The sequence below is a fragment of the Streptomyces deccanensis genome, assembly GCF_022385335.1.
In the GTDB taxonomy this organism is placed as follows: Bacteria; Actinomycetota; Actinomycetes; order Streptomycetales; family Streptomycetaceae; genus Streptomyces; species Streptomyces deccanensis.
Map to the genome: position 1 here is coordinate 1827774 of NZ_CP092431.1, position 22665 is coordinate 1850438.

Sequence of the window (22665 nt, forward strand, 5' to 3'; positions counted from 1 at the left end):
GGGCAGTCGTGCGGGCGGCACGGGTGGGCGGCGGCACCCGCCGCACACCCGCCCACCGACCCCTCACGCCACGAAGGTCCGCGGCCCCTCGCCCCCACCCGACGCCCCGTCCCGCACCAACCGCGCCGCCGCCGCCAACCGCACCGCCGCCTCCTCGGCCACCGCTCCCCCCACCGTGAACGGCAGCCGCACATACCCCTCGAACGCCCCGTCCACCCCGAACCGGGGCCCGGACGGCACACGGACCCCCACCCGTTCCCCCACCTCGGCGAGCCTCGACCCCGAGAGTCCCCCGGTGCGGACCCACAGCGTCAACCCACCCCGGGGCTCCGAGAACTCCCAGTCCGGCAGCTCCCGACGCACGGCGGCCACCAGGTCGTCCCGGTTCTCCCGGGCCTGCTCCCGCCGCACCCCCACGGCCTGCGCCCAACCCCCCGTACTCATCAGCCAGTTCACGGCCAACTGCTCCAACACCGGCGTCCCCAGGTCCGCGTACGCCCGAGCCGCGACCAGACTCCGGATCACATCCGGCGCCGCCCGCACCCAGCCGATCCGCATGCCCGCCCAGAACGCCTTGCTGGCCGACCCGACCGTGATCACCGTGGACCCCGCCGGATCGAACGCGCACACGGGCCGCGGCATCTCCACGTCGTCGTCGAGCCACAGCTCGCTCATCGTCTCGTCGGCGACCAGCACCGTCCCGGCGCCCCGAGCCGCGTCGACGAGCCCACGCCTGCGGTCCTCGTCGGCGAGCGCCCCGGTCGGGTTGTGGAAGTCGGCGACGACGTACGCCAGTCGGGGCGCCGCGTCCCGCAGCACCTGCCGCCACCGGTCCATGTCCCACCCGGCGAGCCCGTCCGCCATGGCGACCGGCACCAGCCGCGCGCCCGCCTCCCGCATCAGCTGCAGGATGTTCGCGTACGACGGCGACTCCACCGCGATCCGCTCACCGCGCCCCGCGAAGAGATGGCAGATGGCGTCCATGGCCCCCATGGCTCCGGTGGTCACCATGATCTGCTCGGGCATCGTCGGGATGCCGCGCGCGGTGTACCGCTCGGCGAGCATGGAGCGCAGGGCGGGCAGCCCGGCCGGGTAGTCGCCGTGCGTGTGGGCGTAGGGCGGCAGTTCCTCCAAGGCGCCCTGCACGGCCCGGGTGAGCCAGGGCTCCGGCGCGGGCAGGGCCGCGCAGCCCAGGTCGATCATCGAGCCGAGCGCCTCGGGCGGCAGCGGCTCCAGGCCGCGCGCGGGCAACGGCTTCCCCGCCGGTACGGCGGTCCAGCTGCCCGCTCCCCGCCGGGACTCCAGGAACCCCTCCGTGCGCAGCGCCTCGTAGGCCGCCGCCACGGTCGTACGGCTCACGGAGAGGGAGAGCGCCAGCTCCCGCTCGGCGGGCAGCCGGGCGGCGACGGGCACCCGGCCCTCCAGCACCAGCAGACGGATCCCGTCGGCGAGCGCGCGATAGGCGGGCGGGCGGCGCGTGCCGGGGCCGGCGGGACGCTCCTGCTGCGAGGTGAGCAGCCGCGCGAGCTGTGCCGCGCCGACCGCCGAAGTCCACTGCGCCATGATTCCAGTCCACCTTCCGCGAATTGGCCATGGATGCCAACTTTCTCCAAGCCACAGAGTGTCATGCGTCAGGCCACCGGCACCACCAGGGGGGACATCTTGTCCGCACGCCACGAACCACGACACGAGCCACCACACGGACTCCGGAGGCACACGGGCCGCCGGCTGGTCCAGCTCTACACCGGTCTCGCGCTGTACGGCGCCAGCTCGGCGCTCCTCGTACGCTCGGGTCTCGGCCTGGAGCCGTGGAACGTGCTGCACCAGGGCCTGGCGGAGCTGACCGGGCTGACCATCGGGGTGGTGTCGATCGCCGTGGGCGCGGTGGTGCTGCTCCTGTGGATCCCGCTCCGGCAGCGCCCTGGTCTCGGCACGGTCTCCAACGTCTTCGTGGTGGGCATCGCGATGGACGCCACCCTGACGCTGGTGCCGGAGGCGCACTCCATGGCCGTACGGATCTCCCTGCTGGCCGCCGGGGTCGTGCTGAACGGCGCGGCGACCGGCCTCTACATCGCGGCCCGCTTCGGTCCGGGCCCGCGTGACGGCCTGATGACGGGGCTGCACCGGCGCACCGGCCGCTCGCTGAGGCTGATGCGGACGGCCGTGGAGGTGGCGGTGCTGGCGACCGGCTTCGCCCTCGGCGGCACGGTCGGGGTGGGCACCCTGCTCTACGCCCTCTGCATCGGTCCCCTCGCCCAGTTCTTCCTTCGGGTGTTCGCCGTGCCCTCGGGATCCGGCAGCACGGTCGTTGCCACCGGTCCATCGAAGCGAGCCATACTGCCCGGGTGACCGCCCTCATACGCCACCCCTACCTCGACCACCCGGGCCCGATCGCCTTCGCCCACCGGGGCGGGGCGGCCGACGGCCTGGAGAACACCACCGCCCAGTTCCGGCGGGCGGTGGAGTCGGGCTACCGCTACATCGAGACCGACGTCCACGCCACGCTCGACGGCAAGCTCGTCGCGTTCCACGACTCGACCCTGGACCGGATGACCGACGGGGCGGGCCGGATAGCCGACCTGCCGTGGAAGGAGATCCGCCGCGCGCGCGTGGCGGGCGCCGAGCCGGTCCCCCTCTTCGAGGATCTCCTGGAGGAGTTCCCCGACGTCCGCTGGAACATCGACGTCAAGGCGGAGTCGGCCCTCCACCCCCTGCTCAACCTCATCGCCCGGACCGAATCCTGGGACCGGGTCTGCGTCGGCTCCTTCTCCGAGTCCCGGGTGGCCCGCGCCCAGCGCCTCGCCGGTCCGCGCCTGGCCACCTCGTACGGCACGAGCGGCGTCCTGGGGCTGCGGCTGCGGTCGTGGGGCGTCCCGGCCACGGTGCGGCGCTCGGCGGTCGCCGCGCAGGTGCCCGAGTCGCACGCGGGGGTGCCCGTGGTCGACCACCGGTTCGTGCGCGCGGCCCACGCGCGCGGGCTGCAGGTGCACGTCTGGACCGTGAACGAACCGCAACGTATGCACCGACTCCTGGACCTGGGCGTCGATGGCATCATGACCGATCACATCGACACGCTGCGCAAGGTGCTTGAGGACCGGGGGGCCTGGGTCTGAGGCCCTCGCGCGGCCCGTTCACGGGGAAGCGAGGGGCACGGGTGGGCACCGACACCGTGCGGACGGACGAGGCCGACGAGGCCGCGGGCAGGCGGCGCGAACAGCGCGGCTGGTACTTCTACGACTGGGCCTGCTCCGTCTACTCCACCAGCGTCCTGACCGTGTTCCTCGGCCCCTATCTGACCGAGGTCGCCAAGTCCGCCGCCGACCCTGACGGCTACGTCCACCCGCTGGGCATACCGGTCCGCGCCGGCTCCTTCTTCGCGTACTCGGTGTCCCTGTCGGTGATCCTCGCCGTGGTGATCATGCCGCTGGTGGGCGCGGCCGCCGACCGTACGGGCCGCAAGAAGCCCCTCCTGGCCGCGACCGCCTACGTCGGGGCGGCCGCGACGGCGGGGATGTTCTTCCTGGACGGCGACCGCTATCTCCTCGGCGGCGCCCTGCTGATCGTGGCGAACGCGGCGCAGTCCGTGGCGATGATGCTCTACAACTCCTACCTGCCCCAGATCGCCCCGCCCGAGGAACGCGACGCCGTGTCCTCCCGTGGCTGGGCCTTCGGCTACGCGGCGGGCTCCCTGGTCCTGGTCGCGAACCTGATCCTCTTCACCGCCCACGACTCGTTCGGCATCTCCGAGGGCATGGCCGTCCGTATCTGTCTCGCCTCGGCGGGCCTGTGGTGGGGCGCCTTCACCCTGATCCCGCTGAAACGTCTGCGCGACCGGCGTCGACCGGCCGGAGAGTCCGCGGGCGCCGAGGGGGCGACGGCCCCAGGGCTGCGTCAACTGGCCGCCACCGTCCGTGACATGCGCCGCCACCCGCTGACCCTGAGCTTCCTCCTGGCCTACCTCGTCTACAACGACGGCATCCAGACGGTGATCTCCCAGGCCTCGGTGTACGGCTCCGAGGAACTCGACCTGGAGCAGTCCACGCTCATCGTGGCCGTGCTGCTGGTGCAGGTCCTGGCGGTGGGCGGCGCCCTCGGCATGGGCCGACTCGCCCGCCGCTACGGCGCCAAGCGCACGATCCTCGGCTCCCTGGTCGCCTGGACACTGATCCTCGCCGCCGGCTACTTCCTCCCGGCGAGCGCGCCGCTGTGGTTCTTCGTCCTCGCCTCGGGCATCGGCCTGGTCCTCGGCGGCAGCCAGGCGCTGTCCCGCTCCCTCTTCTCCCACCTCGTGCCGCCCGGCAAGGAGGCCGAGTACTTCGCCGCGTACGAGATGAGCGACCGCGGCATGAGCTGGCTGGGCCCGCTGCTGTTCGGCGTGACCTACCAGCTGACCGGAAGTTATCGGGACGCGATCATCTCGTTGGTGGCCTTCTTCGTCCTGGGGTTCGCCCTGCTCACGAGGGTTCCGGTGCGCCGGGCGATCAGCGACGCGGGCAACCCCGTGCCGGACAGGATTTAGCGCCGGAAGCGAAAGGGCTGTAGTGTACGCGTTTGGCCTGCCAGGCGTACCGTTACTGCGCGTCAAAGATGCCGAAACGCTGGGTGACATCTGCTGTCAGATGTGACAAACCGGGCGCCGGTGGGTACAACAAGGGCGGCTACGACGGCGACGCATGACCCGGAACGGGACACGGAACGGGAATCTTTACCGCCGACCGGACGTTGACCGGATGACGACGACAGCGACACCTGTCCTGTGGGCGACAAGCCCGGGAGGCACGATTCATGAGTGAGCGAGCTCTTCGCGGCACGCGCCTCGTGGTGACCAGCTACGAGACGGACCGCGGCATCGACTTGGCTCCGCGCCAGGCCGTGGAGTACGCATGCGAGAAGGGGCACCGCTTCGAGATGCCCTTCTCGGTCGAGGCGGAGATTCCGCCGGAGTGGGAGTGCAAGGTCTGCGGGGCCCAAGCACTCCTCGTGGACGGCGACGGCCCTGAGGAAAAGAAGGCCAAGCCCGCGCGTACACATTGGGACATGCTGATGGAGCGGCGCACCCGTGAGGAACTCGAAGAGGTCCTCGAAGAGCGCCTTGCGGTCCTCCGCTCCGGCGCGATGAACATCGCGGTACATCCGCGAGACAGCCGCAAGTCCGCGTAGCCCCTCCGGGGGTCGGGCGGACACACAGCGCAACCAAAGACCGCGGGCGCCGTACGAACATGTACGGCGCCCGCGGTCTTTGTCATGCGTGGTCGGGTGCGGGCAAAAAGCACGGGGCGCAGCCCCTGCTTTTTGAGGGGCGCGGGGAACTGCGCGACCAGCCCCCACCGGACGGACGCCTGGGGGTCGAAGGGGCGCAGCCCCTTGGTGGGGGCACCTCCCGCTCGAGCGAAGCCGAGAGTGGGGGAGGGACGGGCAGGGGCGGCGGGGGCGAGAAACCCCTCAGTTGCTGAGCGGCGGATACGGCCCAGCCGGCGGCGCGTCGTCCCGGATCACCTCACCCGGCACGACCTTCCCGTCGGGCCGATGAATACGCGCCTGCTGAAACGCGTCCCCGAAACTCCCCGCCCCCGCCTCACGAATCTTCCGCTCGAAGGTCCGCTCCGTGTACCGCCCCAACGCCCGCTGCACCGGCGGAACCAGCAGCACCAGCCCCACCACGTCCGAGACCAGCCCCGGCAGCATCAACAACAGACCCCCCAGCATCAGGAAGCCGTTGCCCTCGCTCTTCCCCGAACCAGACCCGGAACCGGAACCCGGTTCGGCCCCGGCCGCCCCGCCCTGCTGCTGTTGCAGCGTCTCGGACAACGCCCGGAACGCCCGCCGCCCGGCCCGCTTGACCACAGCGGAACCACCGATGAACCCGGCGACGAGCAGCAGGAAGACCGTGAATCCGCCGGCCGCGCCCGCGACCACCGTGAGCAGCCAGATCTCCAGCACCAGCCACGCGGCGACGCCCAGCGGCAGCAATGTGCGCAGCCGGGAACGCCGGGGCCGGGCGGGTTGGGTCGAGGACGGAACGCCAGTCGTCATGCTCCCAGTGTGCCTGGACCGGGCTCAGCACGGGATAAGGGGATGATCAGGCCTTCTTGTCGTCCCGTTCCGGCTTGTCGTCCCGTTCCGGCGCCCTGACGTCCCGTCCCAGCCTGTCGTCCCGCCCCAGCACCTTGCCGACCCGCTCCCCCACGCCCCACGCCGTGACCCGCCACAGCGCCTCGACGAGGATGTCGCGGCTCATCTTGGAGTCACCCAGCTCGCGCTCGACGAACGTGATGGGCACCTCGACGACGTGGTAGCCCGCCTTGATCGCGCGGCGGGCGAGGTCGACCTGGAAGCAGTACCCCTGGGAGGCGACCTCGTCGAGGCCGAGCCCTTCGAGGGTCTCGCGGCGGAACGCCCGGTAGCCGCCGGTGACGTCACGCACGGGGACGTCGAGCAGCACGCGGGAGTAGAGGCTGCCGCCGCGGGAGATGAACTCGCGGGACTTGGGCCAGTTCACCACGCGCCCGCCCGGCACCCAGCGGGAGCCGAGGACGAGGTCGGCGCCCTTGAGCGCGGTGAGCAGGCGGGGCAGTTCCTCGGGCTGGTGCGAGCCGTCGGCGTCCATCTCGATGAGGACGCCGTAGCCGTTCTCCATCCCCCAGTGGAAGCCCGCGAGGTAGGCCGCGCCGAGCCCTTCCTTGCCCTTGCGGTGCAACACCTGGACGTGGTCGTCCTCGACGGCCAGTTCGTCGGCGAGCTTGCCGGTGCCGTCGGGGCTGTTGTCGTCGGCCACCAGCACGTGTGCGTCGGGAACGGCCTTGCGCACCCGGCCCACGATCGCCTTGATGTTCTCCGCCTCGTTGTAGGTCGGGATGATCACCAAGGCCGTGCCGAGCGGGCCGAACCGCCTCTCCTGGCCTTGAGCCGCGAGGGTCCCGTCGCCGTCGTTCACTGCTGCCCCTTCAAGTCCTCCGTACGCAGAGGACCACCATAGTGGCCACGGCCTGCGCTGGAGTGTCGGCCGGTGTCCAGAGGGGTGTCGATTCAACGGACAACGCGACAGACAGGGGGTGGGTACCGCGCGCTGCGGATGGGGGCCCGGCGCCCTTCGGGCCGACCTGGGGCCCGCTGGCTGCGGGTCGACCGAAAGCCGTTGTCTACTGAGCGTCCGGGCCCCACCCGGGTCACACCTACCCGACCGGGCCGGAACGTTCCCTCGCCGGAGCGCGAACCCTGGGCCTGGCTCCCAGTGGTGGTGCGCCGGTGCGGCACACCGCCCCCTGACCCAGCGGCGCTTCGACGACCGCGCGGAAGTTCCCCGGTCGGACGTCCGGTGGTGGACCCGGCAGAACCTACCCGCCCCCCGCCGCCAACTGTCAACCGCCGTTTGACCTGCGACGATTCCCTCAAATGCCTGGTCGGCGGGGAGGATCCGCAGGTCGCGCGGCGCGCCGGCGGGCCATGATCGGCTCCGCGTCGTCCCGGGAGATCACTCGCCCGGCCGTACGAAAACCGTGCGCCCCGCCACCACGGTCCGCAGACAGACGGGCAGGTCGGAGCCGGGGCTCAGGTCGGGCAGTCCGGGGGTGCCGGAACGGGGGTCGGTGGACCAGCGGGCGACGCGGTCGTCGGGGGCCTGGACGACGAGTTCGCCGGTGCGCCACACCGCGTAGTCGGCGGGCGCTCCCGGCACGAGAACGCCCGCGTCGTCCCGTCCGATCGCCCGCCAGCCGCCCCGCGTGTGCGCCGTGAACGCGGCGCGCACGGAGATCCGGTGCTCCGGCGTGCGGTGGAAGGTTGCCGCGCGGACGGTGCCCCAGGGGTCGAGGGCCGTGACCGGGCTGTCGGAGCCGAACGCCAGGGGCACGCCGGCGCGCAGCAGGGCCGCGAACGGGTTCAGGGTGCGGGCGCGGTCGGCGCCCAGCCGCTGGGCGTACATGCCCTCCTCCCCGCCCCACAGCGCGTCGAACGCGGGCTGGACGGAGGCGGTGAGGCCGAGTTCGGCGAAGGCGGCGACGGTGTCGGGAGTGAGCATCTCGGCATGCTCGACACGATGCCGGGCCGCCCGCACCCGGGGCAGACCGATCTTCTCGGCCGCGGCCCGCACACCGTCGACGACCGAGGCCACCGCCGCGTCCCCGATGGCGTGGAAGCCCGCCTGGAGGCCCGCCTCGGTGCAGGCGACCACATGGGCGGCCACGGCGTCGGCGTCCAGGTAGGCCGTGCCGGTGTGGGCGGCGTCGGCGTACGGCTCGTGCAGGCACGCCGTGTGCGAGCCGAGGGCGCCGTCCACGAAGAGGTCACCGGCGGCGCCGACCGCGCCGAGGGCGCGCGCCTTCTCCACGTCGCGCTCCGCCCAGTAGCCGACCACGCGCGGGCCGGGCTCCTCGGCGGAGAGCCGCAGCAGCCCCGTGAAGTCGTCCTCGGAGGAGATCTCGGGGCCCGCGCACTCATGGACCGAGCCGATGCCGAGCGAGGCGGCGTGGGCGAGCGCGGCGCGCTGCGCCTCGGTGCGCTGGGCGGGGGTGATGGCGCCGAGGGCGGTGGCGCGTACGGCGTGGTGGGCGTCGCGGGTGAGGGGGCCGTCCTCGAAGGCGCCGGCGCCCGGGACCAGGTCCAGCAGGGCGGTGGTGACGACCGCCGAGTGGACGTCGATCCGGCTCAGGTAGAGCGGGCGCCCGCCGGTGGCCTCGTCGAGTTCGGCGCGGGTCGGGGGGCGGCCCCCGGGCCAGCGGGCGGCGTCCCAGCCGTGGCCGAGGAGGACGCGGTCGGAGGGGCGGGCGGCTGCGAATTCCCGTACGAGAACGAGCGCGGCCTCCAGGGAGGGGGCGGCGGAGAGGTCGAGGCCGGTGAGCGCGAGGCCGGTGGCGGTGGTGTGCACATGGGCGTCGGTGAAGGCCGGGGTGACCAGGGCGCCTTCGAGGTCGACCACCTCGTCGACGCCGGCCGCGAAGGCGTCGGCGGCGCCCTCGGAGCCGACCCAGGCGATCTGGCCGTGCTCCACGACCATCGCGGTGGCGAACGGGTCGGCGGGGCTGTGGACTTCTCCACCGCGGAGCAGCACGGTGTCCGACGGGGCGGTGCGATCACTCATGGGGACAGTCTCGCGCGTGCGGGGTGCCGCGACGCACGTGGGCCGCGGTTCCGAGCATCCGGCGCTGTCGGCTGTGCCCACCCGTTCCGCCCTGCGGAACGATTGCGCACAGTGGTGAACAGCCGACGGCCTTCCGCCGCCCGTACCGTGCGGCTCAGATCCGCGGGGGCCTCGCCTCGTACGGCGTGGAGAGGACGACCGTCGTCCGGGTCGAGACACCGGCCAGGGACCGTAGCCGCGCCAGGAGTTCCTCCAGTTCGTGCGGGGTCGCCACACGGACCTTGAGGATGTAGTTCTCGTCGCCGGCGACGCTGTGGCAGGCCTCGATCTCCGGGACGCCCGCGAGGCGTTCGGCGATGTCGTCGGGGGCGCTGGGGTCGAACGGTTTGACCGAGATGAACGCGGTCATCGGCAGCCCGACGGCCTCCGGGTCGACGACCGCGGCATAGCCCCGGATGACGCCACGCTGCTCGAGTCGGCGCACACGCTGATGCACCGCCGACGTGGACAGGCCCGTGGCCTTGCCCAGGTCGGTGTAGCTCATCCGCCCGTCCGCGACGAGCAGCTGCACGATCTGTCGGTCCAGCTCCTCCATGGCGCAAGAACCTACAGGGCGGTTGATCTCCTCCGATACCTGAGCGGCGCAGGTCATGCCCGGTTCGTGATGTGCCTGAGAGCCACCTGTGAGCCATACGGGTGACAGCCGGACCATGCGGGGCAACCGCGAGCGGCATGTGACGAAGACCACAGCACCCGAACAGGCTTCGTGATGATCTCGTGATTACCGCCGAGACGGGACGGGAAGTGCTTGCTGTGGTCGAGGCCGCAGCGCCTTCACGGCCCAGTTCGAGGGGGAGAATCCCATGCAGAGTCTTAAGCGCCCTGGTCGTACCGCGCCCAAGCGGCTTCAGGCAGTCGTCGAGCCCGAGCCGGAGGGCGTCGAACCGGACGACGAGTTCGACGCGTACGACACCTTCGAGATGTTCCGGGTGATCTGCCCGGACTGCGCTCAGCCCATCGCGTTGCTGTCCGACGAGGACAGCCTGCCCGAGCACGCGCGCGTCGTGTCGCCGTGGAATCCCTTCGGGCTCACGGTCTGCGCCGGCACCGGCCGTTCGGCGAGCGAGGCCCGCTCGGCCGACGAGTCCGTGGAGCCGCAGGAGCAGGAGACCGCGCTGCTGCTGACGCTCCCTCAGGGACTCGACTGGCGGACCCAGCCCTTCTCGCACGTCGGCGGCCCGGGCTCGCGCCCGATGCGCGTGCCGGTGATGCGGCGTCAGCAGCCCGAGCAGCGCCAGGCCGATCAGCGCCAGGCCGCCTGATTCCGGGGCCGCTTCGGCGCACCCTCTCCGCGCCCGGCGGGCAGGCACGTCCTGCCCCGTTCGGTTCCGGCGCGAACTCAGACACGATTCCCGGGAACGGTGACCGGCTCGCCCTCGTGCGCGTTTGCCCGGTATGACCCCAACTTTTTCGGTGACCGGGAGTCGGCGTCACATCTTCGTGCCGGCTTCGGCAGAATCGCTTCCGCAAGGGTCGGCCCAGCAGCAGGACCCGCCCATCTACCGGGCGCTGATGCGTACGTGGGCCGACCGGGGCCGCACCCTGCCGGGGCGTCACGATCCGGAGTGGGTGCGACTGGTGACGCCGCCGCGCGGCCTCGACCAGTTCGGCACCCCCTCGGACCCCTTCGCGGCGCCCGACTTCTTCCGTGGCTCGTTCAGCGTGACTCGGGCCCCGCGAGGTGACGGGCGATGACCATCCGCTGGATCTGATTGGTGCCCTCGACGATCTGGAGCACCTTGGCCTCGCGCATGTACCGCTCGGCGGGGAAGTCCGCCGTGTAGCCGTACCCGCCGAGGATCTGGACGGCGTCCGTGGTGACCTTCATCGCGGCGTCGGTGCACAGCAGCTTCGCCATGGCCGCCTGCTTGGAGAACGGCCTGCCCGCGTCGCGCAGCCGTGCGGCGGAGAGGTAGAGCGCGCGGCCCGCCTCCACCTGGGTCGCCATGTCGGCGAGCATGAAGCGCAGCCCCTGGAAGTCGGAGATCGGCCGTCCGAACTGCTGCCGCCCGGTGGCGTAGGCGACCGCTTCGTCCAGGGCCGCCTGGGCCACGCCGATCGCGCAGGCCGCGATGCCGAGCCGCCCGGAGTCGAGCGCGGACAGGGCGATCGCGAAGCCCTGGCCCTCCTCGCCGATCCGCCGGCTGTCGGCGACACGCACCCCGTCGAAGTGGAGCTGCGCGGTGGGTGAGCCCTTCATGCCCATCTTCTTCTCGGGCGCCGCGGCGCTCAGCCCCTCGACGTCGCCCGGCACCAGGAAGGCCGTGATGCCCCGGGAGCCGGAGCCCTCGCCGCCCGTGCGGGCCATCACCGTGTAGAAGTCCGCGAGGCCGCCGTGGGTGATCCAGGCCTTGGTGCCGCTGATCACCCAGTCGCCGCCGTCCCGCACGGCCTTGGTCCGCAGGGACGCGGCGTCCGATCCGGAGGAGGGCTCGGAGAGGCAGTAGGCGCCGAGTAGACGGCCGCCGAGCATCGCCGGCAGATGCTCGACCTGCTGCTCCTTGGTGCCGTAGTTGGCGAGGGCATGGCAGGCGAGGGTGTGGACGCTGACCCCGAGGCCGACGGTGAGCCGGGCCATGGCCAGCTCTTCCAGGGCCTGCAGGTAGACCTCGTACGGCTGGTCGCCGCCGCCGTGTTCCGCGTCGTACGGCAGGCCGAGCAGTCCCGACTCGGAGAGCAGGCCGAAGAGTTCGCGGGGGAAGCGGCCGGCGTCCTCCTCCTCGGCCGCGTGCGGGGCGATCTCCCGCTGCGCGATCTCACGGACGAGCGAGATCAGATCCCGGGCCTCTTCCGTGGGCAATTGACGGTCCACCGGCTGCGCGGCGCGGTCGGGCATGGCGACGCTCTCCTCCCTGTCGGGCACTGCGGCGGACACGCACCGGGGATGAGGTGGTGCCGCCGGGTCTCACGTGCCACGGCCGATGGTCCTCCTCCGGATCACGGAAGCCGCTGATCAGCGGCGGTGGCGCTTGGAGTATGCCCGATCCGGAGCAGCGAGTCACCAGTTAACGACCGTTCATTAGGACACATTCGACGGTCCGCCGCGCCGGGCCCGAATTGGTCCGAACCATTGACCCCAGTGGTCTAGTCCTCTACGTTCTCCCCCAACAACGCGACACCGCGTTCACGCCCCTCGGCACCGCAGGTCCAGGCAGCACCCCTCCCCGTCTCGCTCCCCTCCCCCGGAGTCACGATGCTCAGACCGCACAGCCCCCGCGTCCCCGTCAGGACGCTTGTCGCCGCCACGTGTTGCGCCGCCCTCGGCGCCGGGCTCCTCGCCGGAGCGGGCACCGCGACCGCCACCTCCGCGCAGCCCGGCTCCCAGCACCGCACCCCCGGCGCGGCCCCGTCCAAGGTCGTCGGCTACTTCATCGACTGGGGCATCTACGGCCGCAAGTACTACGTCAAGAACATCGAGACGTCCGGCTCGGCGAAGAAGCTCACGCACATCAACTACGCCTTCGGGAACGTCGTCGACGGCAAGTGCGCCCTCGGTGACGCCTGGGCCGACACCGACAAGCCGTTCACCGCCGAGGAGTCCGTGGACGGCGTCGCGGACACCGCGGACCAGCCGCTGAGCGGCAACTTCAACCAGCTGCTCAAGCTGAAGAAGCTGCACCCGAAGCTGAAGATCGTCTGGTCGTTCGGCGGCTGGACCTGGTCCGGCGGCTTCGGCGAGGCGGCCAAGGACCCGGAGGCCTTCGCGAACTCCTGCTACGACCTCGTCGAGAACTCCAAGTGGAAGGACGTCTTCGACGGGATCGACATCGACTGGGAGTACCCGAACGCCTGCGGCCTCACCTGCGACACCAGCGGCAGCGAGGCCTTCGAGGACCTGATGGCCGCGCTGCGCAAACGATTCGGCAAGAAGGAACTCGTCACCGCGGCGATCACGGCCGACGCCAAGCCCGGTGGCAAGATCGACGCGGCGGACTACGCGGGCGCTGCCAAGTACGTCGACTGGTACAACCCGATGACGTACGACTACTTCGGCTCGTGGGACGCGACCACCGCCCCGCACTCGCCGCTGTACCCGTACCCGGGCGTCGCCGACCCGCACTTCAACACGGCCGCCACCATCCACAAGCTGAAGAGCCTCGGCATCCCGTCCTCCAAGCTGCTGCTCGGCATCGGCTTCTACGGCCGCGGCTGGACCGGTGTCACGCAGTCGGCGCCCGGCGGTACGGCGACCGGCCCGGCGGCCGGCACGTACGAGGCGGGCTACGAGGACTACAAGGTGCTCAAGGAGAAGTGCCCGGCCAACGGCATCGTCGGCGGCACCGCGTACGCCAAGTGCGGGGACGACTGGTGGAGTTACGACACCCCGCGGACCATCAAGGGGAAGATGGCGTACAAGAACGCACAGGGTCTCGGCGGCACCTTCTTCTGGGAGCTGAGCGGCGACACCGCCGACGGTGAGCTGATCAAGGCGATCAAGTAACCGTCGCGACGGGGGACTCGGGGTGGGGGTCGGTCGGCGGACCCCCACCCCGAGTGCGTTCCACGCGGCTGCGCGGGCTCAGACGTCCCGGCGGGCCGGCTCCGGCGCGAGATGGGCCGGGGCGAGTTCCTCGATGGCGCGCAGCGAACCGCCCAGCATCTTGACGAGCAGATCGCGCATGGTGTCGCGGGGCAGCTCCGGGCGGGCGATCCAGTCGAGGGTGGCGCCCTCGACCGCGCACACCCAGCCGAACAGGCCCATGCGGGCCACCGGTTCGATGTCGGTCCTGCCGTACGCGCCCTCGGCGATGGTGGCGACGATCGCCTCGCGGACGCCGTCCCGGATGGCGTGCACCTGGGCGTCGAAGCCGACGCCGCCACTGACGATCGTGCGGTAGGCGGCCTGGTTGTCCTCCGCGTACCGCAGATAGCAGTCTATGGTCCGGTGGACCCGTTCCACGGGCGGCAGTTGGAGCCCGCTCGCCGCGAAGGTGATCAGGTCGGCCACCGAGTCCTCGACGATCGCGAGGTAGTAGCCGCGCTTGGACTTGAAGTAGTAGTAGATCAGTCCCTTGGCCACGTGCGCCTGTCGCGCGATGTCGTCCATGGACAACGTGTCGTACGAGGTGTCGGCGAACAACTTGCGCCCGATGGAGATGAGTTCGGCGCGGCGCGCCAGCGAACGGTCGGTGCCACGGGCCCGCGGCGGTTCGACTCCACGCTGTTGACTGCTATTCAATTTCGGTCCTGGTCTCCAACTGCCAGCGGGACAACCGCAGTATGGCAGACCCTCACCACCAGCTTGTTCGACTCTGATCGACAGAATCGACCGGCGGATCAGGTCACAGCAGACCCAGCTGGGCCACCAGCATCGCGACGACCACGACCAGGGTCCAGCCCATCACGTGCTCGACGATCTTCGGGCCGTCGTCCTCGGGCCCGCCCGTGCGGGTCCGGACGCGGGTGGCGGTGGCGGAGGTCGCGGTCATGGCAGCTCGCTGGTGTGATCGGTGTGCGGTGGGCTCCCCCCACCGCAGTGTCCACCTTGCTACCGCATGGGCGGTTCGCGGCCGAGACCTTGGTCACACGTCGGCGCGGCCCCCCGTCGTCCGGGAGCCGCGCCGCACAGGGCATGCCGTGTCAGCGGATGCCCACCGCCGAGAGCGCCGCACGCTGGCGGGCGGTGGGGCGCGCCGGGAAGTACAGGTAGCAGACGCCGCCGGTGCCGGAGACGACCTTGCCGGAGGCGTTGTACCGCTTGGTGCGCAGCCAGATATTCTCCCACTCGCGCCGCCGGTAGACCCGGCGCACGGCCTCGTTGGTGGGCGAGTTCGGGTCGTTGGCGATGACGTCGCCGTCGGCGGTGAAGCCGATCACCGTCATCAGGTGCCCGGCGGTGCCGTAGCCCGCGCCCGTCAGCTCCTCCGCCAGGAACGACTGAGAGGTGATCGCCGGGATGCCCGCCGCGATCAGCGTCTCCAGCTCGGTGAGCGAGCCCAGCCGGGTCACCACACCCTGGAGGTCCTTGTAGGTGGCGGCGTACGCGGCGTTGAAGGGCCAGTTGCCGCAGCCCTCGTACTGGTAGTCGAAGGTGAATCGCGCCGCGTGGCACACCTGCGGGTCCGCGAACGCCGGGTCGACCCAGGCCAGGTCGGCGGCGCTGGGCTTCCGGCCCCAGAACTCTATGACCATCTGCGAGGAGGTGGGGCTGCACCAGGCCTCGCCCCCGTTGTCGTACTCGGGGTACTGGCCCTTGTGCGTCTCCTGCGAGTAGCGCGGGACGTCCAGCTCCCGGACGACCGCGGGCGTCGTGGCGGGGACGGTGAAGCGGTCGGGGACGTCGGAGCCCATCGCGCCGAGCCGCCAGACCGTGGGGGTGAGCCGGGTGCCGGGCGTGCGGTACAGGGTCAGGCGCAGCCGGTACGAGGCCAGACGCAGGCCGGTCGCCGGGTCGTCGATCGCGAAGGTGTCCGTCCAGACGCTGCTCCTGCCGTCCTTCTGGCCGTCGACGGAGGTCCGTCTGATGTCCCGGTCCCCGGCCGCCCACCGGCCGAGCACGTACCAGGGCGTGTCGGTGCCGTCCGAGTACGTGCCCTGGAGGTCGATCCCGATCCAGGTGCCGTCGGGGGTGTGCGCGTTCCAGGACGCGATGGCCTCGGTGGCGGGCACCGTGAGCCGGTGCACCGGGGAGGTCCAGGTCGCGTACTCCCAGGCGGCCGTGCGTCCGGTGTGCGGGTCGGTGTAGTCGGTGGTCCCGAGCGGCGTGTCGATCACCAGCCCCGGCCGCGTCCCCGCCTTCGCCAGGGTGCCCCGGGCGCTGCCCGAGCACCAGTCGGCGTACGCGGTCCAGGCGCGGTAGTCGGTGAAGCGTTCCGGTGCTCGCGCGGGGCGGACGAGGGCTTCGCCCCGACCGCTCGTGGTGTCTGCGACCGCCTGACTCGTCGCTCCTCCGGCCGCCGCGGCGGCGGTGGCGACGGCTGCGGTCAGGACGGTCCTGCGGGACGGCTCGGAGAGGCTCGTCATCTGTGGGTGACCCCCAGTGGTCCGGAAGGAACGGTTCAGACGCACGGCTGTTCGCCCACTATGGACGCCGGGGAACGACTTCTGCCAGCACCGCGCGCCGCGCCACGCCCGCCAATATTGGTCGACACCGGTGGCGTACCCCGAGGCGCCGGGCACGGTGTTCAATCCACGTATGCATGCCTCCCCCTCCCCCGCGGACCCCGCCGTCGACGCCCTCGCCGCCCGGCTGCGACGGCTGCCGCCGTCCTGCGGGCCGGTCCGGCTGGTGGGGGTCGACGGGCACGCCGGGTCCGGGAAGAGCACCTTCGCCGGGCGGCTGGCCGACGCGCTCGGCGGTGCCCCGGTCCTCCACCTCGACGACATCGCCACGCACGAGGAACTGTTCGCGTGGACGGATCGCCTGCTGGACCAGGTGATCGAGCCGCTGCGCCACGGGCGGAGCGCGCGCTATGCCCCGTACGACTGGCGTGAGCGCCGCTTCGGCCCGGCGCGCGTGCTGCCGAGCGCGCCCGTGGTCGTCGTCGAGGGGGTGGGCGCGGGCCGGCGTGCGCTGCGGCCGCATCTGGCGTGGCTGGTGTGGATGGAAGTGGCGGAAGAGACGGCCTGGGCGCGGGGGCGCGCACGGGACGGGGCGGAGCAGGGCGAGTTCTGGGCCGGATGGGTCCGGGCGGAACGCCGGCATTTCGCCGGGGATCCTTCTCGGCCGTTCGCCGATCAGCTGATTCGGCCGGGAAACAGGGGGTACGAGGTGCTCACGAGACCTGCGACGACTCCCGGATCGGCACCTCGCCTCACTCAGGGTGACGAGCCGTCCGCAATGTGCTGAACTTGTGAAGACGGCCGTCCGAGAAGTTCTCCGAGTGCTCCAACTCGGCTTGACCGAGGGGCCGTACAGGACTTACGTTCTCAATGTGCGGTCATTCGATACCGCCCCCATACGCGAAGCCCCCGGTTGTTCCCCCGTGATCGGGGGCTTCGTTCTGCCTTTTCGCGGCTTTCGGGAACTCCCGGCACACCGTTCCTTCACCCTCGGTCACCGTCCGCAACGCGCCCCCTCTGCTCCCACCTCGTAGGACGAGGGCTGCGGCACCCTTCGAAGGGCGAGGGACCCGCAGGTACGATGCCCAAGGTGCGACCTTCGGACGGCAGCGGCAACGCACCGGCGCAACTCCCGTCCGCGGCACAGCGGTTCGACGAAGGCTGCCGACGGGCACCGGCCCGTTCGGTTTCCAGCGGGGGCACGGTTTGTGGGGGACGGGATGGACTTCGGCTCGCGGGGCCCCGAGGCCCCGGCCGACCTCGCCTGGCTGCGAGGCGTGGACGCCTACACGATGGGCGCCTATCCGCAGGCGGAGGAGGAGTTCCGCGCCGCGGTGCGGATGGACCCGGGGATGGCCGACGGCTGGCTCGGGCTGCACGCGCTGCGGGTGGACACGACGACCGCGCTGCTGAGGATGTTCCGGCACCGCGAGCGTTTCGGGGAGCAGCGCTCCCGGCACCGTCGCACGCTCAACTCCTGGTACTGGCTGGGCTGGTGGGTGCAGCCGGTGCTGGAGAGCCCGCGTGATCTGCTCCTCGCGCACGCCTCGCACTGGCTGGACGGGCGCCATGTGCCCGAGCTGGACCGGGCGCTCGCGGGGCTGCCGCCGGTCGACGCGGACCACCAGGTGCGGTTCCTGCACGCCTGCCGCGCCTACCTGGTCAAGGACTGGGAACAGCTGGTCCGGCACACCGATCCACTGCTCGACGATCCACTGCTCGGGATCGAGGCCGGCCTGTTCGGCGGGATGGCCCGGGTCCGGCTGGAGACGTACGGGCAGGCCGAGCCGCTGCTCTCCGCCGCGCTGATGCGCTGCCGCAGCGAGCAGCCGCAGCGCAAGGAGCTGCGGTACTGGCTGGCCCGCGCCCACGAGGGCACGGGGCGCAGCGCGGCCGCGCTGCCGCTGTACCGGGCGGTGCACCGGGTCGACCCCGCCTTCATGGACACCTCCGCGCGGCTGGCCGCGATCGCCGAGGGGGACGGGTACGACGACGACGCGAGCGACTTCGCCGCGATCGCGCTCGCCGGGATCGGGCAGGACGTGCTCGACGGGGACGGCCTGGAGCCGTTCTTCGACGCCGAGGGCCGGGATCTGAAGGTGTCGGATCCCGGACCGCCGCCGTCGGGCGGGCTTCCGCCCGAGGCGGGCGACACCTTCGTACGGGAGAAGTCCGCCGTGGTGCCGGTGGAGCCGCTGTCCCTGCCGGCCGGGCCGACGGATCCCGAGCTGCTGGAGGAGGCGCTCGCGGAGCTGGAGCGGATGGTCGGGCTGGAGCCGGTGAAACGGCAGGTCAAGGCGTTGTCCGCGCAGCTGAACATGGCGCGGTTGCGGGCGGGGCAGGGTTTGCCGGTGCAGCCGCCCAAGCGGCACTTCGTCTTCTCCGGGCCGTCGGGGACCGGGAAGACGACCGTGGCCCGAATACTGGGCCGGGTCTTCTACGCGCTCGGGCTGCTGGGCGGTGATCACCTCGTCGAGGCACAGCGGGCGGATCTCGTGGGCGAGTACCTCGGGCAGACCGCCGTGAAGGCGAACGAGCTGATCGACTCGGCGATCGGCGGGGTGCTGTTCGTGGACGAGGCGTACTCCCTGTCCAACTCCGGGTACGGGAAGGGGGACGCGTACGGGGACGAGGCGCTTCAGGTGCTGCTGAAGCGGGCCGAGGACAACCGGGATCATCTGGTCGTGATCCTTGCCGGGTACCCGGAGGGGATGGACCGGCTGCTGGCGGCGAATCCCGGGCTGTCGTCCCGGTTCACGACGCGTGTCGACTTCCCGTCCTACCGGCCGTTGGAGCTGACCTCCATCGGGGAGGTGCTCGCGGCGGACAACGGGGACGTGTGGGACGAGGAGGCGCTCGACGAGTTGCGGTCGATCTCCGGGCATGTCGTGGAGCAGGGGTGGATCGACGAGCTCGGGAACGGGCGGTTCTTGCGGACGTTGTACGAGAAGAGTTGCGCGTATCGGGATCTGCGGTTGTCGGGGTATCCGTCGATTCCCACGCGGGACGATCTGTCGACGTTGCGTCTGCCGGACCTGATGCAGGCGTACGGGGAGGTTCTGTCGGGGCGGGGGCCCGGGGAACCATCGGCCATGTGAGGTTTTCTCGCCCCCGCCGCCCCTACCCGTCCCGTCCCAGGGGCTGCGCCCCTTCGACCCCCATACGTCCGTCCGGTGGGGCTTCTCGCGCAGTTCCCCGCGCCCCTGATAGGCCTGCGGCCATTTCATCAGGGGCGCGGAGAGCTGAATCAGCCTGCGAGGGCCTCCTTCGGGGATTCGCTGCCCCTTGGTTCCGTCACGCGGACCGGCTGGAGATCACGGTGGGCCGGGTCGCGGACCTCGCCGACCAGGAGTTCCAGGACGTCCTCCAGGGCCGCGAGACCCAGCACCTTGCCGGAGGCGTCCGCGACCTGGGCCAGGTGCGTGGCGGCCCGCCGCATCACCGTCAGCGCGTCGTCCAGCGGCAGCTCCGCGCGGAGGGTGGTCATGGGGCGCCAGATCTGCTGGGGGACGGCGCGCTCGGAGTCCTCCAGGTCGAGGACGTCCTTGACGTGGAGGTAGCGGCCCATGAACGCGCCGTTCTCCGCGACCACCGGGAAGCGGGAGTAACCCGTACGGGCCGTCAGCGCCACCACCTGCGCGGGGGTCACCGAAGGGCCCACCGTCACCAGGGTGTCGCGCTTGAGCAGGACGTCCGTCACCGGGCGGGAGCCCAGCTCCAGCGCGTCCTCCAGGCGCTCCTGCTCCTCGGGGTCGAGCAGCCCGGCCTGACCGGAGTCCTCGACCAGTCGGCCCAGCTGGACGCTGGTGAAGACGGCCTCGACCTCGTCCTTCGGCTCGACGTGGAAGAGCCGCAGGACCACGCGGGCGCAGGCACCGAGACCGATCGTGACCGGCTTGCACAGGCGCGCGAAGGCCACCAGCGCCGGGCTCAGCCACAGCGCCGTCTTTTCCGGCGCCGCCATCGCCAGGTTCTTCGGCAGCATCTCTCCGATGACGAGGTGGAGGAAGACGACCACGGCCAGCGCGATGACGTAGCCGAGGGGGTGGATCATGCCGTGCGGCAGGTGGACGGCCTCGAAGACCGGCTCCAGCAGCTTGGCCACGGTCGGCTCGGCGACCGCGCCCAGCGTCAGTGAGCAGACGGTGATGCCGAACTGGGCCGCCGCCATCATCTGGGGCAGGTTCTCCAGGCCGTAGAGGACCTGGCGGGCCCGGGTGGTCCCCAGTGGTTCGATCTGGCTGCGGCGGACGGAGACCAGGGCGAACTCGGCGCCGACGAAGAAGCCGTTGGCGAGCACGAGGAGCAGGGCGAACAGGAGTTGGAGCATGCTCATCGGGTTGCCTCCACGGCCGAGGCGGGGTTCGTGCCGGGGGTGGGGCCCGTGGCGCGGGTCCCCTCCGTGGTGAGGACGGTCTCCCTGACGGCCACGGTCTCCCTGACGCGGACGGTCTCCCTGGCGGAGACGGTGCCCGCGTCAGGGGCGGTCTCCTTGGTGGGAGTCGTGCGGATCAGGCGTACGCGCTCCGCGCGGTAGTGGCCGACCTGGCGCACCGACAGCCGCCAGCCGGGCAGCTCGGCGCGGTCGCCGGGGGCCGGGATGCGGCCGAGCAGGTCGGCGACGAGGCCGGCGACCGTCTCGTAGGGGCCCTCCGGGACGTCCAGGCCGATGCGCTGGAGCACATCGACCCGGCAGCTGCCGTCGGCGTCCCAGGCGAGGTGGCCGTCCTCGGGCGGGGCGGCGGCGAGTTCGGGCCGCTCGTGCCCGTCGTGCTCGTCGCGCACCTCGCCGACCAGTTCCTCGACGATGTCCTCCAGGGTCACCACCCCGGCCGTACCGCCGTACTCGTCGACGACGACGGCGATGGGCTGCTCGCTGCGCAGCCGGGCCAGCAGCGGCTGCACGGGCAGCGACTCGGGGACGAGGAGCGGGGTCTTGGCGATCCGGCCGACCGGGGTGTGCAGTCGGTCGTGGGCCGGGATCGCGAGGGCGTCCTTGAGGTGGGCCATGCCGACGATCTCGTCGATCCGCTCCCGGTAGACGGGGAAGCGGGAGAGGCCGGTGGCGCGGGTCAGGTTGACCACGTCCTCGGCGGTGGCCGAGGACTGCAGGGCGCTGACCTTGACGCGCGGTGTCATCACGTTCTCGGCGGTCAGGTCGCCCAGGGACAGCGTGCGGACGAACAGGTCGGCCGTGTCCTGTTCCAGGGCGCCGGCCTGGGCCGAGTGCCGGGCGAGGGAGACCAGTTCGCCCGGGGTGCGGGCGGAGGCCAGCTCGTCGGTGGGCTCGACGCCGAAGGCGCGGACCAGGCGGTTGGCGACCGCGTTGAGGGCGGCAATGACCGGGCGGAAGAGGCGGGAGAAGACGTGCTGGGGGCCCGCGACGAAGCGGGCGACCTGCATGGGCTTCGACACCGCCCAGTTCTTGGGGACCAGTTCGCCGATCACCATCTGCACGGCGGAGGCCAGCAGCATGCCGACGACCACGGACACACCGGACACGGCGCCTTCGGGTATGCCGATGGCGGTGAAGGGGCCGTGGAGTATCTCCGCGAGCGCCGGTTCGGCGAGCATGCCGACGACGAGCGAGGTGATGGTGATGCCGAGCTGGGTGCCGGAGAGCTGGAACGACAGCTCCTTGAGCGCGTCCACCACCTTGTGGGCCCGGCGGTCGCCCTCGGCGGCGGCCTTCTCGGCCTCCGGTCGTTCGACCGTGACGAGGCCGAACTCGGCGGCCACGAAGAAGCCGTTGGCGAGGATCAGCAGGAACGCGGCTCCGAGGAGCAGCAGGGGGATGGTCATGCCGCCGCCTCGGTATCTCGGGAGGGGGCGGCGCAGGTACTACAGGACGATCCGTCCATCGCTGGAGGGAGTCACTCCTCGAATAGCAGGGAGCCCCTGCCTTCCGGGGTGGAACGACAGAGGCGGAGGCGCGACGAAAACGCCTCCGCCAACAGATTAATCAAGACAGGGGCCGGTGCGGCAGGGGCGACGGCCACGAGTCGGCCCTGATCTTCGGTCGGGTCAGTCCTGAGCTTCGGTCGGGTCAGCCCTGCTGCTGCTCCGGCTCGGCGACCGAGCGGCTCTCCACCAGTGCTCGGAGGGTCCGGGCGTCCTCGATGGCGTGCTGCTTGGCGATGCCCGGCTGGATGCCGAGCGCGGGCAGGCTGGTGCCGTCGGTGAGGTCGAGGAAGACCCACGGGTCGCCGACCCGCAGGTTCACCTGCACGATCTCGGCCCAGCCCAGCTGCCGCCGCGCGGTGATGTTGACGACGGTCACCCCGGCTTCGTCGGCGACCACCTTGGGCCGGGAGAGCATGCACAGCACCCCGGCGAGCATGGCCGCCGTGAAGACGAAGCTGAGGCGCTCCCCGGGGCCGAGCGTGGGCAACAGCACCGCGACGACGGTGATGACGACGAAGATCGCGCCCGCTGCGGTCAGCAGCACGGCCCGGGTGCGGCCCGGCCGAAAAGTGACGGGCAGGGCGGGGAGGGAGGGCTGGTCCGGCATGGCGTACGACTCCCCG

At 71.6% G+C, this 22665-nt stretch carries 21 protein-coding genes; 9 read left to right on the forward strand and 12 right to left on the reverse strand.

The genetic code is table 11. The annotated features are described in order from the left end of the window. Positions 1-63 precede the first annotated feature (63 nt). On the reverse strand, positions 64-1563 hold the full coding sequence (locus tag L3078_RS08140) for an SCO1417 family PLP biosynthesis transcription factor (protein ID WP_239752370.1): 1500 nt from the start codon (positions 1561-1563) through the stop codon (positions 64-66). Between the two features lie 63 nt (positions 1564-1626). Here L3078_RS08140 and yczE point away from each other — a divergent pair, with 63 nt between their 5' ends. The 4 genes from yczE to L3078_RS08160 all read left to right on the forward strand — a co-directional run bounded on the left by yczE (position 1627) and on the right by L3078_RS08160 (position 5160). Then, complete coding sequence (gene yczE, locus L3078_RS08145) at positions 1627-2349, forward strand: membrane protein YczE (RefSeq protein WP_239752371.1); 723 nt, start codon at positions 1627-1629, stop codon at positions 2347-2349. Beyond that, positions 2346-3113, forward strand: a complete 768-nt coding sequence (locus L3078_RS08150) for a glycerophosphodiester phosphodiesterase family protein (RefSeq protein ID WP_239752372.1) — start codon at positions 2346-2348, stop codon at positions 3111-3113. The genes yczE and L3078_RS08150 overlap by 4 nt, the downstream gene beginning before the upstream one ends. A gap of 41 nt (positions 3114-3154) precedes the next feature. Then, complete coding sequence (locus tag L3078_RS08155) at positions 3155-4519, forward strand: MFS transporter (RefSeq protein WP_239752373.1); 1365 nt, start codon at positions 3155-3157, stop codon at positions 4517-4519. A 266-nt stretch (positions 4520-4785) separates the two neighbouring features. Further along, on the forward strand, positions 4786-5160 hold the full coding sequence (locus tag L3078_RS08160; protein WP_003977404.1) for an RNA polymerase-binding protein RbpA: 375 nt from the start codon (positions 4786-4788) through the stop codon (positions 5158-5160). 282 nt (positions 5161-5442) lie between these two features. Here L3078_RS08160 and fxsA read toward each other — a convergent pair whose 3' ends face one another. The 4 genes from fxsA to L3078_RS08180 all read right to left on the reverse strand — a co-directional run bounded on the left by fxsA (position 5443) and on the right by L3078_RS08180 (position 9671). Beyond that, positions 5443-6033 (reverse strand): FxsA family membrane protein, encoded by a 591-nt coding sequence (gene fxsA, locus L3078_RS08165; protein WP_239752374.1) that lies wholly within the window; start codon positions 6031-6033, stop codon positions 5443-5445. Between the two features lie 46 nt (positions 6034-6079). Then, entirely contained in the window at positions 6080-6934 is an 855-nt protein-coding gene (locus L3078_RS08170) for a polyprenol monophosphomannose synthase (protein WP_239752375.1), read from the reverse strand. A 537-nt stretch (positions 6935-7471) separates the two neighbouring features. Further along, complete coding sequence (locus tag L3078_RS08175) at positions 7472-9076, reverse strand: amidohydrolase (RefSeq protein ID WP_239752376.1); 1605 nt, start codon at positions 9074-9076, stop codon at positions 7472-7474. A gap of 154 nt (positions 9077-9230) precedes the next feature. Next, entirely contained in the window at positions 9231-9671 is a 441-nt protein-coding gene (locus L3078_RS08180) for an Lrp/AsnC family transcriptional regulator (protein ID WP_033532524.1), read from the reverse strand. A gap of 268 nt (positions 9672-9939) precedes the next feature. On the opposite strand from L3078_RS08180, the gene L3078_RS08185 reads away from it, so the two are divergent. Both L3078_RS08185 and L3078_RS08190 read left to right on the forward strand, forming a co-directional pair. Continuing rightward, positions 9940-10398 carry a hypothetical protein gene (locus tag L3078_RS08185; RefSeq protein WP_239752377.1) on the forward strand — a complete coding sequence of 153 codons (459 nt, stop codon included), beginning with the start codon at positions 9940-9942 and terminating at the stop codon, positions 10396-10398. 133 nt (positions 10399-10531) lie between these two features. Next, positions 10532-10831, forward strand: coding sequence for a hypothetical protein (locus tag L3078_RS08190; protein ID WP_239752378.1), 300 nt, complete (start codon positions 10532-10534; stop codon positions 10829-10831). Here L3078_RS08190 and L3078_RS08195 read toward each other — a convergent pair. Next, entirely contained in the window at positions 10794-11972 is a 1179-nt protein-coding gene (locus tag L3078_RS08195; RefSeq protein ID WP_239760246.1) for an acyl-CoA dehydrogenase family protein, read from the reverse strand. The two genes, L3078_RS08190 and L3078_RS08195, sit on opposite strands and share 38 nt — an antisense overlap. 357 nt (positions 11973-12329) lie before the next feature. Here L3078_RS08195 and L3078_RS08200 point away from each other — a divergent pair, with 357 nt between their 5' ends. Next, on the forward strand, positions 12330-13577 hold the full coding sequence (locus tag L3078_RS08200; RefSeq protein WP_239752379.1) for a glycoside hydrolase family 18 protein: 1248 nt from the start codon (positions 12330-12332) through the stop codon (positions 13575-13577). 78 nt (positions 13578-13655) lie between these two features. Here L3078_RS08200 and L3078_RS08205 read toward each other — a convergent pair whose 3' ends face one another. The 3 genes from L3078_RS08205 to L3078_RS08215 all read right to left on the reverse strand — a co-directional run bounded on the left by L3078_RS08205 (position 13656) and on the right by L3078_RS08215 (position 16099). Then, complete coding sequence (locus tag L3078_RS08205) at positions 13656-14315, reverse strand: TetR/AcrR family transcriptional regulator (RefSeq protein WP_239752380.1); 660 nt, start codon at positions 14313-14315, stop codon at positions 13656-13658. A gap of 103 nt (positions 14316-14418) precedes the next feature. Next, a complete protein-coding gene (locus L3078_RS08210) occupies positions 14419-14565 on the reverse strand; it encodes an SCO1431 family membrane protein (protein ID WP_107073705.1) in 147 nt (48 codons plus the stop codon). 151 nt (positions 14566-14716) lie between these two features. Continuing rightward, positions 14717-16099, reverse strand: coding sequence for a peptidase C39 family protein (locus tag L3078_RS08215; RefSeq protein WP_239752381.1), 1383 nt, complete (start codon positions 16097-16099; stop codon positions 14717-14719). A gap of 172 nt (positions 16100-16271) precedes the next feature. On the opposite strand from L3078_RS08215, the gene L3078_RS08220 reads away from it, so the two are divergent. Both L3078_RS08220 and L3078_RS08225 read left to right on the forward strand, forming a co-directional pair. After that, a complete protein-coding gene (locus tag L3078_RS08220; RefSeq protein WP_239752382.1) occupies positions 16272-16925 on the forward strand; it encodes a uridine kinase family protein in 654 nt (217 codons plus the stop codon). A gap of 433 nt (positions 16926-17358) precedes the next feature. After that, entirely contained in the window at positions 17359-19236 is a 1878-nt protein-coding gene (locus tag L3078_RS08225) for an AAA family ATPase (protein WP_239752383.1), read from the forward strand. A 149-nt stretch (positions 19237-19385) separates the two neighbouring features. On the opposite strand, the gene L3078_RS08230 is transcribed toward L3078_RS08225, so the two are convergent. From L3078_RS08230 to L3078_RS08240, 3 genes are all read right to left on the reverse strand, one after another. Next, positions 19386-20474 (reverse strand): hemolysin family protein, encoded by a 1089-nt coding sequence (locus L3078_RS08230; RefSeq protein WP_239752384.1) that lies wholly within the window; start codon positions 20472-20474, stop codon positions 19386-19388. Continuing rightward, positions 20471-21940, reverse strand: a complete 1470-nt coding sequence (locus tag L3078_RS08235; RefSeq protein WP_239752385.1) for a hemolysin family protein — start codon at positions 21938-21940, stop codon at positions 20471-20473. Before L3078_RS08235 ends, L3078_RS08230 begins: the two co-directional genes overlap by 4 nt. A gap of 244 nt (positions 21941-22184) precedes the next feature. Next, a complete protein-coding gene (locus L3078_RS08240; RefSeq protein WP_239752386.1) occupies positions 22185-22649 on the reverse strand; it encodes a PH domain-containing protein in 465 nt (154 codons plus the stop codon). Between the last annotated feature and the right edge of the window lie 16 nt (positions 22650-22665).